The organism is Rhizobium sp. BK376, assembly GCF_004341625.1.
Taxonomy (GTDB): domain Bacteria; phylum Pseudomonadota; class Alphaproteobacteria; order Rhizobiales; family Rhizobiaceae; genus Rhizobium.
This window is the reverse complement of the sequence record NZ_SLZG01000004.1, coordinates 288847-304107: the sequence shown is the minus strand read 5'-3', so window position 1 is coordinate 304107 and position 15261 is coordinate 288847. Positions and strand designations below refer to the sequence as shown.

13 protein-coding genes are annotated in these 15261 nt (G+C 59.8%); 6 read left to right on the top strand and 7 right to left on the bottom strand.

Annotated elements, in window-relative coordinates; all coding sequences use genetic code 11:
* Window positions 1-10 precede the first annotated feature (10 nt).
* Window positions 11-1525 carry a polysaccharide biosynthesis C-terminal domain-containing protein gene (locus tag EV561_RS13570; protein WP_132522252.1) on the bottom strand — a complete coding sequence of 505 codons (1515 nt, stop codon included), beginning with the start codon at window positions 1523-1525 and terminating at the stop codon, window positions 11-13.
* Window positions 1526-1709: 184 nt separating this feature from the next.
* Between EV561_RS13570 and EV561_RS13565 the strand changes: the two genes are divergently transcribed.
* Window positions 1710-2564: a glycosyltransferase gene (locus tag EV561_RS13565; protein WP_132522250.1), complete on the top strand. Its 855-nt coding sequence runs from the start codon at window positions 1710-1712 to the stop codon at window positions 2562-2564.
* Here EV561_RS13565 and EV561_RS13560 read toward each other — a convergent pair.
* Window positions 2531-3742: a glycosyltransferase family 4 protein gene (locus EV561_RS13560; protein ID WP_245512660.1), complete on the bottom strand. Its 1212-nt coding sequence runs from the start codon at window positions 3740-3742 to the stop codon at window positions 2531-2533. The two genes, EV561_RS13565 and EV561_RS13560, sit on opposite strands and share 34 nt — an antisense overlap.
* Window positions 3743-3948: 206 nt before the next feature.
* Window positions 3949-4185 (bottom strand): Lrp/AsnC ligand binding domain-containing protein, encoded by a 237-nt coding sequence (locus EV561_RS13555; RefSeq protein WP_132522248.1) that lies wholly within the window; start codon window positions 4183-4185, stop codon window positions 3949-3951.
* A 184-nt stretch (window positions 4186-4369) separates the two neighbouring features.
* Between EV561_RS13555 and EV561_RS13550 the strand changes: the two genes are divergently transcribed.
* Window positions 4370-5653, top strand: a complete 1284-nt coding sequence (locus tag EV561_RS13550; RefSeq protein WP_132522246.1) for an FAD-binding oxidoreductase — start codon at window positions 4370-4372, stop codon at window positions 5651-5653.
* A 42-nt stretch (window positions 5654-5695) separates the two neighbouring features.
* A complete protein-coding gene (locus tag EV561_RS13545; RefSeq protein WP_132522244.1) occupies window positions 5696-7228 on the top strand; it encodes an aldehyde dehydrogenase family protein in 1533 nt (510 codons plus the stop codon).
* Between the two features lie 90 nt (window positions 7229-7318).
* Here EV561_RS13545 and EV561_RS13540 read toward each other — a convergent pair whose 3' ends face one another.
* A complete protein-coding gene (locus EV561_RS13540; RefSeq protein WP_132522619.1) occupies window positions 7319-8644 on the bottom strand; it encodes a glucoamylase family protein in 1326 nt (441 codons plus the stop codon).
* A 1044-nt stretch (window positions 8645-9688) separates the two neighbouring features.
* Here EV561_RS13540 and EV561_RS13535 point away from each other — a divergent pair.
* From EV561_RS13535 to EV561_RS13525, 3 genes are all read left to right on the top strand, one after another.
* The gene (locus EV561_RS13535) at window positions 9689-11035 is read left to right on the top strand and encodes a pilus assembly protein TadG-related protein (RefSeq protein ID WP_132522242.1); all 1347 of its coding nucleotides are present in this window, start codon (window positions 9689-9691) and stop codon (window positions 11033-11035) included.
* Window positions 11036-11171: 136 nt separating this feature from the next.
* Window positions 11172-12026 (top strand): SDR family NAD(P)-dependent oxidoreductase, encoded by an 855-nt coding sequence (locus EV561_RS13530; protein ID WP_132522240.1) that lies wholly within the window; start codon window positions 11172-11174, stop codon window positions 12024-12026.
* Between the two features lie 59 nt (window positions 12027-12085).
* Window positions 12086-12727, top strand: a complete 642-nt coding sequence (locus tag EV561_RS13525) for a LysE family translocator (RefSeq protein ID WP_132522238.1) — start codon at window positions 12086-12088, stop codon at window positions 12725-12727.
* Window positions 12728-12734: 7 nt separating this feature from the next.
* On the opposite strand, the gene EV561_RS13520 is transcribed toward EV561_RS13525, so the two are convergent.
* The 3 genes from EV561_RS13520 to EV561_RS13510 all read right to left on the bottom strand — a co-directional run bounded on the left by EV561_RS13520 (window position 12735) and on the right by EV561_RS13510 (window position 15220).
* Complete coding sequence (locus EV561_RS13520; protein WP_132522236.1) at window positions 12735-13163, bottom strand: hypothetical protein; 429 nt, start codon at window positions 13161-13163, stop codon at window positions 12735-12737.
* Window positions 13164-13165: 2 nt separating this feature from the next.
* On the bottom strand, window positions 13166-14401 hold the full coding sequence (gene rlmN / locus EV561_RS13515; RefSeq protein ID WP_132522617.1) for a 23S rRNA (adenine(2503)-C(2))-methyltransferase RlmN: 1236 nt from the start codon (window positions 14399-14401) through the stop codon (window positions 13166-13168).
* 246 nt (window positions 14402-14647) lie between these two features.
* The gene (locus EV561_RS13510) at window positions 14648-15220 is read right to left on the bottom strand and encodes an invasion associated locus B family protein (protein WP_132522234.1); all 573 of its coding nucleotides are present in this window, start codon (window positions 15218-15220) and stop codon (window positions 14648-14650) included.
* Window positions 15221-15261: the final 41 nt, after the last annotated feature.

Sequence of the window (15261 nt, the reverse complement as noted above, 5' to 3'; positions counted from 1 at the left end):
GACTTTCTCCTCAAGCTCTCCTCGGCGCAAGAAGCGCCAGCGCATGATTGGCAAAGGGATGTGCGCGACGGGGCAGACGCGCGGCGATTTGCTGCAGGATCTCGATATCGTCCTGGGGAACGGCGTTCAGCAGCCGAAGTACCAGGAAGTAGATCAGAGCGCCTGCAGCGATAGCGATGACCAGACCGGGCATGGTCGGCATCGCATGGATGAAGCCGTAGGCGACCACGGCGCATAGAACAGAGGCAGCAGTTACCTTGACGATCGTCATGAACATCGCCTGCATGGACCCTTCGAATTCCATGCGGCGAACCATGAGCACGCACATGACGGTGAAGGCGACGAGACGCACCAGTGCAGCGCCCTCCCCGCCCCACGAGGGAACGGCAGCCAAGCAGCCGAGCACCATGACGACGCTGGCGACGATGCCGATGATCGTGCGCTCCCTCATGCGATCCATGGAATAGAAATATTGCGTGCAGATCTGCATGAAGACGTAAGGCGTCGCGGTCAGCGCCAGCAGGGCGACCATGTTGCCGCTCGGCTCGAACGGCTTGCCGAAGACGGCGACGACCAGGGCCGGCGCGATGGCGGCAAGGCCGAAGCTCATCGGCAGGGTGATATAGGAGATGCTGCGCACCACGCCGTCGAAAACGCTGATCGGGAGCTTGGCCGATCCCTGCGAATGGATCTTCTCCGAATAGTAGGGCAGCAGGCTGCCGCTGAGCTGCACGGGAAGCTGCAGCGCCAGATTGGCAACCGACAGGCCGACCGCATAGAAGCCGACGGCCTCGATGCCCCAGTATTTCTGGAGAAAGACCAGTTCGATGCGGTTGAGGAAGACCGAGCTGTTGATGAACTCGACGGACAGGATCAGCGAGGAATTTACGAGATAGCCAAGGCCGATGCCGCAGGCATTCTTGCGGGCGGCGGCGACCCTCAGCGTGTAGAAGAACATCGGAAGCGCGCCCGCCACATAGCCCGCCAGAGCACCGCCGATGCCGAAGAATATCGCGCCGATCAGGACAGTTGCCAGCTGCAGCACCGAGCTCCATATCGTCAGGCGGAAGAAGCCGGTGAGCTGCTGCTCGCCGATCAGGTAGTTCTTGGTATAGGCGCCGAGCGACTGCGTCAGGAACAGCACACCGGTCACGACGATGACGGACGGTTCGTCGGTTGCCCAATGCTGATTTTCGGCAGCCAGTTGGAAAAGCGTATAGCCGACCAGCAGGATCAGGGTCGAAACGATCGTCGGCTGCATGAGGTAGGCGGCAAAGCCGCGCCGTTCTTCGGCCGAATATCCCTGCACCTTCAGCTGCGGCAGCAGCCTCAGCAGTGTGATGCCGGTACCGAGTTCCGCAACCAGCGAGCCTGTCGTCACCAGCCAAAGGGAGAAAGCGATGACGCCGTTGGCCTGCGGGCCAAGCAGGCGGGCCGCGATGATCGAGCAGGCAAAGCCGGTGGCAAGCAGGGTCAGGCCCGCCGCCGCGTTCAATGCCGAATTTGCCATGATGCTCTTCGTCATGAAGGCGATCGTCTCCGCACTCTTCAATCGTTTTTAAACGAGATGATCTTTGAATAGCGCGGCCGCTATTTCAGATACCTTAATGTTTACCTCCTACTCTTTAGCGAATTGTTGTTTTACTGCCCCAGAGCCCCATGTTTCGCCTGACATTATCTGCCGGAACCTTTGCCGCGGAGAGTATCCGTTGTTCAGCCTGATCGTTTGTACGGTTGATCGGTCTGATCAGCTCGAGAGGCTGTTCGCGTCGCTGAAGGTCCAGCGATACGCCGATTTCGAAGTGATCCTTGTCGACCAGAACCTGGACGACCGTCTCGTCGGTCTGGTGGAGGGCCATTCGCCCTTCTTCACCATTCGCCATATCCGGTCCGAGCGGGGTATTTCGCGCGCGCGCAACAACGGGATGGCGATTGCGACCGGCACCTATATCTGCTTTCCCGACGACGATTGCTGGTACGAGCCCGATACGCTCGAAGTCGCGAACCGGCTTTTTGCGGCAAATTCCGCGTTGTCTATCATCACCGGCCGGACGCTCGATGCAGCAGGTCGGTCCTCTGTCAGCCCCACCGGTGACGAGAAGCTCGCGATCACCCGCCGGAACTATCTGAAGTGCGGCAATTCCAACAGCATCTTCGTGCGCCATGCGGCGCTCGGCGTGATCGGCGGTTTCGACGAGGATCTGGGCGTCGGCGCGTCATCGCCGTTTCAGAGCGGTGAGGAGGCCGACTTTCTGCTGAGAGCCATCGCCGGCGGATTGTCGCTGATGTATTTTCCCAGTCTCATCGTCCACCACGATCAGGTGACGAGCGAGATGGGACCGAAGCAGATCGAGCGAGCCCGCAAGTATGGCCGGGGCTTCGGGGCACTGATGCGCAAGCAGCGCTTTCCCTTCCCCTATTTCCTCTATCGGCTGGCGCGGCCCTTCGGCAGTTGGCTGATCGCGGCGCTCCGCAGCGACAAGGCGGCCGCGCAGTACAAGCGTGCCTGGCTGACCGGCATCATAGAAGGCTATGCGACCTGGCCGCGGTGGCGCAAGGGCTGAGGCTTCGCCTTGGTGGAGCTGAGCGCTTCCTCATAGAGGTCGATATAGCGCTGCGCGACACGGTCCCAGGCATATTCCGCAGCGCCTCTGGTGAGTTGTTCGCGAACCGCGAGACCATCTATCTGCAGGCGCTCGAAAGCGATCTCCAATGCCTGAGCCGCCGTCTGAGGCTCTGAAAAATCCGCCAGCATGAGGTGCGGATGCCGCTCGGAGAGCGCCTTGAAGGCTTCGTTCGGATTGAGGACCGGCAGCAGGCCGGCGCTCATTGCCTCGATGGCCACGAGGCCGAAGCCTTCATAGTCCGAAGCGGAGGCGAAGAGCGAGGCGCGGGCGATCGTGTTGCGGATGGCACAATTGTCGATCGCGACGTGCAGCGAGACATGGCGGCCGAGATTGCGTTCGGCGATCTCCCGTTCCAGCGTCGGCTGATCCAGATCGGAGACAGCGCCTATTATGTCGAGATGCCAGTCCGGATGGCGGTCGGCCAGCACTCGCATGACGTCGAGCAGGCGTTCAAGCCGCTTGTTTACCGAGAAACGGCCGATCGTGACGATGCGCCGGCGGGCTTCGAGTGCTGCGCAGTTGGCGAATTTGGACACATCCGCGCCGTTCTCGATCAGCCGCGTGCGGCTTACGGCAATGCCGGAAAACAATCGTTCGTCGGATTGGCTGCAGCAGATCAGCCGCTCGTAGGCTGAGGCGGATATTCTCGTCAGCGTCCTGAACCACACCTTCTTGATTGACGCGTATTTCGGCGTGTGGAAGAAGCCGCCGTGGGTGGTCGCGACCATCGGCCGGCCGTGGAGCAGCTTGCCCCAGGCGAGCGCATCGAAGAAGAAATCGACGGCATGGACATGGACGAGGTCCGCGTCGGCCAGATGCTTGAAGACCTGCGGCGCAAGGGGATAGCGGCTGCTGCCGGACCAGGGAATCCGAACGACCTCGATGCCGTCGATGGTTTCGCTGGCGGGAAGCTCCAGTTCCGGATTGGAAAAGAGCGAGTTGCAGGTCACCACGCGCACGCGATAGCCGCGGGTCAGCAATTGGCGGCAAAGATTGGCAACGACGTCTTCCAGGCCGCCCTTGTTTGGCAGGAATTGCCGGACGACATGGACGATCAGCGGATGAGCGTGATCCTCGATCGTCACGTCGGATGTGTGCATCTCAGCCAAAGCCATCGAACCCTCGCAACGCCGGATTCACGTGAAATAAAGGCGGGCAGCCAAAATCGCTGCCCATCATGCCAGCGTTGCAGGAGGAAATCATCGCGTCGGTTAAGAAAGTCTAAAAATGACCGTTTCTGGGACCATCCTTAATGCAGGAAGGTTAACGCAGGTGCTCAGTATCAGAGCAGACCGTCATTTTAGTCTTGGTCGGGGCCCGTTTAGAATGCGCGGAAGGTCAGTGTCGTCAGCGAGCGGATAATACCCGGAATATTGGCGATATGGTCGTTGATGAACTTACCGATATCCTGTTCTTCCTTGATGTAGACCTTGAGCAGCAGGTCGTACTCGCCGCTCGTCGAATAGAGCTCCGAGACCAGTTCCGTCTGGTAGATGGCGTCGGCGACATCGTAGGTTTTGCCGGGGGCGCATTGGAGCTGGACGAAAATGGGCTTCATGGAGTTGTCCTGGATTGTTGCCGGCGTTCGGGCCGTTGGTTTGGGTGCATAATGGTCGAAAGCGGCCCTTCCATGCAAGTTATTCCGTTGACGCGTCAAGCCTGTGGCGTGTCGGTATTGCCGCTTTCGTGACGGCATCGGGAGCGCTAATGTAGCCCGATTATCAGACCAACTGGACCGATCCATGCTCAATGATCCGCGTTCCCACGGCCTATGGGAAAAGACTGCTCCGCCACCGCCGAAGACCGGCCCGCTCGCAGGCGCCGTTACTGCCGACGTGGTGATCGTCGGCGGCGGCTATACAGGGCTGTCCTCGGCGCTGCATCTAGCGGAAGCCGGGACCAAGGTGGTTCTGCTCGAGGCCAACGAGATCGGTTTTGGCGGGGCCGGGCGAAATGTCGGGCTGATCAATGCCGGCATGTGGGTGATGCCGGATGATCTGCCGGGCGTGCTAGGCCCCGTCTACGGCGAGCGATTGCTCGATATGCTCGGCAATGCGCCTGTTCTCGTGAAGACGCTGATCGAAAAGCACGGGATTGCCTGCGAGCTGGAGAAGAACGGCACGCTGCATTGTGCCGTCGGCCGTGACGGGCTGAAGGAAATCGAGGCGCGGGCGGAACAATGGGGGCGCCGCGGCGCACCTGTCAACATTCTGGACGCTGCGGAAACTGCACGCCGGGTCGGCAGTTCAGTCTATGCGGGCGCCTTGCTCGATATGCGGGCTGGTACGCTGCAGCCGCTTGCCTATGCGCGCGGACTTGCCGATGCGGCCGTCAAGGCCGGCATCACGATCCATACGGGCAGCCGTGTTACCGCGACCGAGCGCAATGGCGACCGTTGGATGGTGAAGACCGCGACGGGCAGCGTTACGGCGGACTGGATCATCGTTTCGACGGATGCCTATAGCACTGGGCCCTGGGAGCAGGTTCGCTCCGAGCAGGTGCATCTGCCCTATTTCAATTTTGCCACCGTGCCGCTCGGCGGCAATTTGCGTATATCCATCCTGCCCAACCGGGAGGGTGTTTGGGATACGAAGGAGATCCTGTCCTCCTTCCGCATGGACCAGGCGGGTCGCCTCGTCTTCGGCAGCGTCGGCGCCCTACGCAATACCGGGCTTTCGGTTCACAAGAGCTGGGCGAAGCGCTCGCTGAAGAAGCTGTTTCCGCAAATAGGCGATATCGAGTTCGAATGCGAATGGTACGGCAAGATCGGCATGACCGAGGATGCGCTGCCGCGCTTTCACAAGTTTGCGCCGAATGTCGTCGGGTTTTCCGGCTATAATGGCCGCGGGATCGCGCCTGGCACGGTCTTCGGCAAGACGCTCGCCAGCCTTATTCTGGGGGAGCTTGCCGAAGCGGATCTACCGCTGCCGTTGACCGACCCACGCGAGCCCAGCTTCCGTGCCGTCAAGGAAATGTGGTACGAAGCCGGCGCCCAGGTGGCGCACTTTGCAGATGCCCGCTTTTGAGAGCGGCGATACGATCGATCAAAACAAGAAATGGATAAAGACATGGCCCTCGATCTCGCTCAGGAAACCAAATCCGTCCTCGCCGAACTCGGCGTAGCTTCCGACCGCTATATCGGCGGTACGCTTTCGGTCACGTCGCCGATCACGGGCGCCGAGATCGGCCGGCTGAAGGAACACAGCGCTGCCGACGCGAAGGCTGCGATCGACAAGGCGCATGAGGCGTTCCTGGCGTGGCGAGCCGTTCCGGCACCGAAGCGCGGCGAGTTGGTCCGCTTGCTTGGCGAAGAACTGCGCGCTGCAAAGTCTGCACTCGGCCGGCTCGTGTCGATCGAGGTTGGCAAGATCACGTCGGAAGGCCTCGGTGAAGTGCAGGAGATGATCGATATCTGCGATTTCGCCGTCGGTCTTTCTCGCCAGCTTTATGGTTTGACGATCGCGACCGAGCGTTCCGAGCATCGCATGATGGAAAGCTGGCATCCGCTCGGCGCCATCGGCATTATTTCTGCTTTCAACTTCCCCGTTGCCGTCTGGTCATGGAATGCGGCTCTCGCCCTCGTCTGCGGCAATTCCACGGTCTGGAAGCCGTCGGAGAAGACGCCGCTGACGGCGCTTGCCGTGCAGGCGCTGTTCGAGAAAGCCCTCAAGCGCTATGTCGCGGAAGGCGGCTCGGCACCGGCCAATCTTTCTACGCTTCTGATCGGTGGCCGCGATGTCGGCGAAGTGCTGGTCGATCATCCCAGAATTCCGCTTGTGTCCGCCACAGGCTCGACGGCCATGGGCCGCGCCGTCGGTCCGCGGCTTGCCAATCGCTTTGCCCGCGCCGTCCTGGAGCTCGGCGGCAACAATGCGGCGATCGTCTGCCCGACGGCCGACCTGGACCTGACGCTGCGCGGCGTCGCCTTCTCCGCCATGGGCACGGCCGGCCAGCGCTGCACGACGCTACGTCGTCTCTTCGTCCATGAAAGCGTCTATGACAAGCTCGTGCCGCGGCTGCAGAAGGCCTATGGCTCCGTGACCATCGGCAACCCGCTGGAGAACGGCACGCTCGTCGGCCCGCTGATCGACAAGCCCGCTTTCGACAAGATGCAGCATGCGCTTTCCGCAGCAAAATCCGAGGGCGGAAGCGTGACGGGTGGCGATCGCGTCGAGGTTGGAAATGCGGCCGGTGCCTATTATGTGCGCCCGGCGCTGGTCGAAATGCCTTCCCAGACCGGCCCTGTTGTCGACGAGACCTTTGCGCCGATCCTCTACGTGATCAAGTACAGCGATTTCGACAAGGTTCTCGAACTGCACAATGCCGTGCCGCAAGGCCTGTCGTCGTCGATCTTCACCAACGACATGCGCGAAGCGGAAACCTTCGTTTCCTCGCGTGGCTCGGATTGCGGCATTGCCAACGTCAATATCGGCCCGTCCGGTGCCGAAATCGGCGGCGCCTTCGGCGGCGAGAAGGAGACCGGCGGCGGCCGTGAATCCGGCTCGGATGCCTGGAAGGCCTATATGCGCCGGGCGACCAACACCGTGAACTACGGCAAGACCTTGCCGCTTGCCCAGGGTGTCAAGTTCGACGTCGAATGATTGCTGGATTGCAGAAAGGGGTGAGGGCGTAAAACGCTCTCACCCCTTTTCATATCTGCTTCAAGCTCTGTTTTCGCCGGGCGATCCGGATCACGCGATTGCCGGCTCGTCGTCGAGCCAGCCGCCGGTGAAGCCGGCCTTTTTAAGGCCGGTGCGAAGGATCGGCGATTTGCGCATGAGGTTCCACAGGAGGCCGGTACGCTCGTTTTCGATCATCATCACGAGCAGGCCCTGGTCGATCGCGACCGAGCGATCGTCGACCCAGCCTTCGGGTCCGTTGCCTGCGATGGTCGGGTTGAAGCCGCCCGGGAAACGGCCGTCCAGCAGCAGGTTCGGATAGGCGTCGAGAATGGCGCGGGTGCCTTCGATTGCGGCCTGCTTGTCGAAGGGCAGGCAGGCGAGCGGCGCCCAGGGCGCAATCGTGCCGTCATCCGGACCCAGCGGGGCGCCACGGGCAGCGTAACCCAGGACCTTCGGCCGGCTGTTGCTGCTGTGGCGACGATGGACGGTCGGGATAGGGCCGTCGCAAGCCGTCAGGCCCCATACATTGCGGCCGTAGCCGACGAAATGCCCGGGGTTGCGATCGGCATAATCGCGCTGAACGTCGATTGCGACCTGCGTATTGCGGAAATAATCCGTGCCCTTCTCGGCCATATGCTTGTCGTTAATACCGCGGAAGTCGATCCAGGCATGCGAGAAGAGATGGATGAAGAGCGGGCCGGCATAGAGATAGGGGTCGTCCTTGGCCATCATCCAAGTATAAGTCGACGCGAAGGCGTCGAAGCTTTCCGCCGGTGCCGGATGTGTCGGCGAGGCGATCGCCAGCAGATAGAGGAAGACGGCCTCGTCATAGCCCTGATAGCGCCAGCGCAGGAAACCGCTGGAGGGCTTCCAGCCCATGCTCATCGTCAGGCCCTTGTTCATCGCCCAGCGCCAGTCGCAGCGCTCGTAGAGCAATTTCGTCAGGTCGCGAATTTCCGTTTCGGTTTCGCTCTCGCCGGTGAAATAGGCGGCCGCGCCGAGGGCGCCGATGATGAACAGGCCGCTGTCGATCGTCGAAAGCTCGCTGTTCCAGGCGCGATGCCCGGTCTTCATGTCGAGGAAGTGATAATAGAAACCGCGATAGCCGGTGGCGCGGCGTTCTTCACCCTGTCGGCTCTCCGCAAAGAAACGCAGCGACGTGGCCACACGCTCGGCTGCCTCTGATCGCTCGATCCAGCCGCGCTCGACGGCGACAGGATAGCTCGACAGCGCAAAGCCGACGGCGGCAATGCTGCAGTGGCTGGTCTTGATCGACGTATCGGCGACCAGACCGTTTTCGGGATTGGTGTGACGGAGAAAATATTCGAACGCCGCCTTCTGCAGGCGGTCGATCAGCACAGTATCCGTTTCCGTTTCCTGAGCGCGTTGAAGCATTGCGAATCCATCCATGCGGCGTCCCCTTGTTTTTGCTTCAACATGCCACTGCGTCAACAGCAAATCGAACACGATTTATGCTGACATGTTTTGATGGATGATTGCTTAATATAACGGCACGCGCCGAATTCTCAGGCAATTTATACTTTCGCGCACGAAGCCGCTTTCAAATTAACCCGATGATATCCCGCAATATCAACGAGTTAGGTGTCATCTCATGGCCCGGCTCGCGCATTTTGTCTTGCGACGGCGCGATTCAATATCGGCTGGCAAGCTTGTGCTCACCGATCGCGTCTTGGTGAGAAAGTGAGATGGGAAAAGGGACGCCGCAGCTCGTACGCTTAACAAACCGAGCCCGGCGTCTTGCACAGCCCCAGCCGCGCACCATGAACGGTACAGCAGCATTCCGTTACGTCAATTAGCCCGTAGGGCTTACGCCGGATCGCACTTGATCCTGTATTCGGGGCGTTTCTAACGGGGACGGGTTATTGTTTCGATTGTTCCCAAAGTATATCAGTTTTCGGCGCGAGGTTTTTCTGTCGTTATTCTAGGAATTTTGCGATGAATTTGAAAATAAGCTGCCGTAACGTGAATATTATTATATTTCTTCTTGTTACATTTCTTGATTATCCGGCCCGTGCGGACTGTATCGACCCGTTCCATCTTCACGTAAGGGGAAGCATAGAAGCGGGATCTTATAAATTGAACACGCATGCCGAAGGATCGGTACTTTGCATCATGACGACGGCTCCTTACTGCAGGGACTGCAAAGTAGGCTCCGCCTACGAATGTCGAGAAGATCGGTGGCGGTTGAATCCCGAAAATGAATGCGGCCTCAAGAAGACATCGCGAATTGCCCGTATGATACAGTAATCTTCCAAATACGGGAATGATTTGCGCTGGAAATAAACTTCAGGCTGCACCCTCCAAGCTTTTTCACGGAAATGTCAGAACTTCCGAAAAACTTCGGCAGATTTTACTACGCAAAATTAATTCCCGTCGGCGATTGTCTGGGAAATTTATATTATAGCCCTTGGAAATAGTATGTTTGTCCTAAAGAGATTGCTAAAAAGCCGCGGTGGCAACTTCGGTGTGATAACGGCTTTGCTTATAGTGCCGATTGCCGTTTGTGCGGGATTGGCTGTCGATTTCACCAATGCCTATGAGGTCAAAACGCAATTGATGGACGCCGCCGATGCGGCTGCCCTTGGTGCGATCTCAGACTCGTCTCCTGCATTGGCGCAGGCACAGCAGATGACGCAGGACGGCGAGATCACGGTCGGCAATCAGGACGGACTCGCTCTCTTCCTTTCCCAGCGCAATTTCGAACTCAAGCAATTGCCGCTGAATGTGTCGGTGAAGGTCACCAAGACAGGTGGCAGCATCGCGTCGTCAGTTACCTTCTCGGCGCAGGTCCCGACGGCGTTCATGCAAATTCTGGGCAACAACTCCGTACCGGTGTCGGGCACGGCGACGGCGGTCTACAAGAGCGAAAGCTATAGCGACTTCTATATGCTGCTCGATAATTCGCCTTCGATGGGGATCGGCGCGACGCAGCAGGATATCAATATATTGAAGGCTGCCACCGCCAATTCCGGCGATGCAGCCGGAAGGAACTGCGCCTTCGCCTGCCACATGGGCAGCATCGACAATAACGGCAAATTCCAGGAGGACGCGAACAGCGACTATCTGATTGCGCGCGCCAACAATGTTACGCTGCGTATCGACGAGGTCACGAACGCGGTAAATACGCTGCTAAGCACGCTCAGTACATCGAGCTCGCCCGGGCAGTTCCGGGTGGCGGCCTATACACTGGGCAGCATGGCCTCGGAGTCTGGTTATTCCGTGCAGAAAGTCGTTGGGCTGACATCGGACCTTGGAGCTGCCAGTTCCGCCGCCGGTCAGATCCAGCTGATGGTCACGCCGCATCACAGCTATAATGACGATGCGCTGACGAGCTTCGATACTGCCATGACCGATGTAGGCAAGGATATGCCGTTGACCGGGGGAACCGGCACTAGCGCCGGCAGCCGACAACAGGTTCTGTTTTTCGTGACCGACGGCGTCAGCGACGCCCTGCAAACGACGGCCTGCGGCGGAGGCTGGGCCGATTCAAACCGTTGCATCGAGCCGATCAACCTTGCGCAATGCAGCGCGCTGAAGGCCCGCAACATCAAGATCGCAATTCTCTATACGACCTATGTGCCGCTGACCGGCGACCATCTCTGGGACACTTATATCAAGCCCTTCGCGCCTCAGATCGGCACGCAGCTCAAGCAATGCGCATCCGACAATCTCTATTTCGAAGTGTCGCCTTCGGGTGATTTGCAAAGTGCGCTGAAGGCGCTCTTCATCAAGGCGGCCAATACCAATCTGCGTCTGTCGAGCTAGCGTAGTCGAGCCGATGCCGGGCTCACTCGGCGCGCGCATCTGCGATGCCTTGAGTCGCCTTCTCTCAATTTGACTTGAGAGTCGATTTTCCCATATTCGACCATGTTCGAGCAACGCCGCAGCAGGAGTGAATTCCGTGGCCGCTATTCAAGATATTTTCAAGACATCCAATGTTGCCGTCATCACCGGGGGCGCCTCCGGCATCGGGCTGGCCGCCGCGAAACATTTTGCCAAGGCAGGCATGAACGTCGTCATCGCCGATCTCGGCGGCGAGAAGCTGGCTGCCGCCCGTGCCGCACTGGAAGAGATTTCCGGCGAGGAACATGTGCTTGCAGTCGAAACCGACGTCAGCAAGAAGGAAGAGCTGGAGGCTCTGGAGCGCACCGTGATCCAGCGTTTCGGCCGCGTCCACGTGCTGATGAACAATGCCGGTATCGGACCGGAGACCTCGATCTTCGGCCCTCAGTCGAGTTGGGACAACATTCTCGGCGTGAACCTTCTGGGCGTGATCAACGGCACCCAGACCTTCGGGCCGCAGATGGTCGCTCACGGCGAGCCCGGCCTGATCATCAATACCGGCTCGAAGCAAGGCATTACCACCCCGCCCGGTAATCCGGCCTACAACGTCTCGAAAGCCGGCGTGAAGGTGTTTACCGAGGCGCTTCAACACGAGCTGCGCAATACTGTCGGCAATGGGATCTCCGCCCACCTGCTGATCCCGGGATTCGTCTTCACCGGTCTGACCAAGGGCGACCGCCGCGAAAAGCCGGCCGCCGCCTGGACCGCGGAACAGACGATCGATTTCATGATCGAGAGCCTGGAACGCGACGACTTCTACATCCTCTGCCCGGACAATGATGTCGCCCGGCCAACCGATGAACGCCGCATGCTCTGGTCCATCGGCGACATCGTCGAAAATCGTCCGCCGCTGTCGCGCTGGCATCCTGACTATGCCGACAAGTTCAAGGCGTTTCTGGAAAAGAAGGACTGATTGGCATTTCCTCGAAAGCCGGATAGAAAGCTTTTTTCCTCCGGCTTTCAGAGTGTGCCATGGATTTTCTTCCCAGCCTTCCGACCCTTCTTGCCTTCAGTGCGGCGAGCCTGCTTCTTGCGATGACGCCGGGGCCGGACATGACACTTTCGATCAGCCGCGCGCTGGCGCAGGGCAAGGGTCCGGCGCTCTATGTCGTCCTCGGCACGAGCGTCGGCATCGTGGTTCATACGATGCTGGTCGCCTTCGGCATATCGGCGCTGATCACCGCCTCGCCGTTTGCCTTCACGATCCTGAAAACCGGTGGTGCGGCCTATCTGCTCTGGCTTGCCGTCCAGGCGATCCGTTTCGGCTCGAGCCTGTCGGTCAAGCGTGTCGATGACGTAAAGGGCACGCCGCTCGCCAATATCTCGACCGGTTTCTGGGTCAATCTCCTGAACCCGAAGGTCATCATTTTCTTCATGACGTTCCTGCCGCAGTTCGTCTCCGCCGGGGATCCCGCCGTCACGCACAAGCTGCTGTTTCTCGGCTTCTTCTTCATCCTGATCGGCATGCCGGTGAATGCGCTCGTGGTTCTCGCCTCGGATTGGCTGGCATCCTGGCTGCAGAAGAACCGTAACGTCATGCGCGGCCTCGACTACACCTTTGCCGGCGTCTTCTCGGTCTTCGCGGTCAAGATTTTCCTGACGCAGAGCCGCTGACGCTCGCCTAGTCGGATCGATCTGCGCCCGCCAGACGTCCGGCGATCCACCAATAGGCGGTCGCGCTTACGAGGCCGAGCAATACCGAGCCGAAGATCGTGACGAACAGGTTTGTCACCTGGGGGGCGACCAGCGCATCCGAGATGATAAGCGATGCGGCAATCGCAAGGATGGCTCCGAAGGTGGCATAGATCGGCCAGCGGCGCTCGGCGCGCCATTCCAGAATGGCGATCATGATAGCCGAGGGGATGAGGCCGATGATGCCTGAAATCCTCGCCATGGCGATCGTGGCGCCGAAGAGGTTGGGCACGACCTCTCGGGCGCTTGGATCCGGCAGCTTTGTGACGATCAGCGCTGCCAGCATCAATCCCGACACCAGGCAGGCGCCGACATAGGCGGTGACGATCCGCAGCGGTCTGCGCAAGCGCAGAAGCATGATCAATCCTCGCCGTGATTGGCGATCATCATGGCCTCGAAGGCGAGGCGTTCGGTCTTGCGCATGCGCTCGGATTCCGACTTCAGCTGGCCGCAGGCAGCCAGGATATCGCGGCCGCGCGGGGTGCGGATCGGTGAGGCATAACCGGCCGCGTTGATGAAGTCCGCAAACTTCTCGATCTGCTCCCAGTCGGAACACTGATAATTTGTGCCCGGCCAGGGATTGAACGGAATGAGGTTGATCTTGGCGGGAACGCCCTTCAGCAGCTGGATCAGGCCCTTGGCATCTTCCAGGCTGTCGTTGACGCCCTTCAGCATCACATATTCGAAGGTGATGCGGCGTGCGTTGGAGAGGCCGGGATAGGCGCGGCAGGCGTCCATCAGTTCCTTCAGCGGATATTTCTTGTTGATCGGAACCAGCATGTCGCGCAGATCGTCGCGGACGGCATGCAGCGAGATTGCCAGCATGACGCCGATCTCGTCGCCAGTTCGATAGATTTCCGGGACTACGCCCGAGGTCGAGAGCGTGACACGACGCTTCGACAGCGACAGGCCGTCGCCGTCGGTTGCGATCAGCAGCGCCTGCTTAACGCTGTCAAAATTGTAGAGCGGCTCGCCCATGCCCATCATGACGATGTTGCTAACCTTGCGGCCTTCCGCCGGCATGATGGTCCCCTGCGGTGCCTCGCGATCCGGGAAATCACCCAGCCGGTCGCGCGCCAGCAGCAGCTGCGAGAGGATTTCCTCGGCCGTTAGGTTGCGTACGAGGCGCTGCGTGCCGGTGTGGCAGAAGGAACAGGTGAGCGAACAGCCGACCTGGCTCGAGATGCAGAGCGTGCCGCGGCCTTCTTCGGGGATATAGACGGTCTCGACTTCGACCGGCCGGCCGGCGCCCCGGGGCGGAAAGCGCAGCAGCCACTTGCGCGTGCCGTCATTGGACACCTGTTCCTCGACGATCTCGGGACGGGCAATGGTGAAATGCTGCTTCAGCATTTCGCGCATGTCCTTCGAGACATTGACCATGAAGTCGAAATCGGAGACGCCGCGGACATAAAGCCAGTTCCACAGCTGGCTCACACGCATCTTGAGCTGCTTTTCCGGAACGCCCTTTTCCTTCAGCGCAGCCGCCATTTCCTCGCGCGTCAGCCCGATCAGCGAGGGCTTGGGGGATAGCTCGATCGCAGAAGGGACGGGCCCCGGCTTCGGCTTGGCAATGGTCATGGCATCGATCGTGGACATCAGCTCATCCAAACGGTTCATGCCCACTTCTCCCGAAGTCCGGACGACGAGCGGGCGAGGCAGGCGCGTAAGCGGAGAATTGGCACGCGGAGAGACGAAGGTTCGCAGGGCTCATCCGCAATCTGCGCGGCCTTTAGCATTAATTTTGCCGCGCGTCATCCCTCTTTGAAAAGCCAAAGGCCGGCGTCGCCGCCGGCCTTTCGATATAATTGCAGTTCGCCACGCAGATCAAATCTGCGTGATGGCTTACTTGCAGCTTTCGATCTGCTTCAGTGCGGCAGAAATGCCTGCGAGCGAATATGTATAGGACGTGCCGGTGCCGCGCTTGGAGGTCGCAGCGATGCCCAGCGAATGACCGGTCTTCATGGCAGCGACCAGTGCCGGCTCCTGCGCGGCGTTCTCGACCCAGGCGGCCTTGTCCTTGGTGAACATGACGAAGGTCTTGTTGTCGATCGTGACGTTGACCTTCGAATTTTCCTTGAGCGGATAGCCCATCATCGCCTGCGGCTCATAGGAGATATTCTGTCCCGGGCGCTGGGTGACGATGAAGAAATTGTCGCCATGGTCGATGCCGGTCGGCGGCGCCTTGGTCTTTGCGACAGACAGGACGTAGCAGACCTTACCACCCGCTGCCTGGTAGGAATACGCACCCCAATCACCGAACTGCTTGATCAGTTCCGGCTTCGGAGCAGCCGGTGCCGCAGCCGCCGCCTGGCCCTTTGCTGCCGTCGGCTTGGTTTTAGCCTGCGACTGGGCGGATGCAATGCCGGCGCTGGCCAGAATGACGGTCAGAGCGATTGCGAAACTTTTAACAAACATGATTTCCTGCCGGTTTCTTGCGATCGAAAACCCGATGCGAT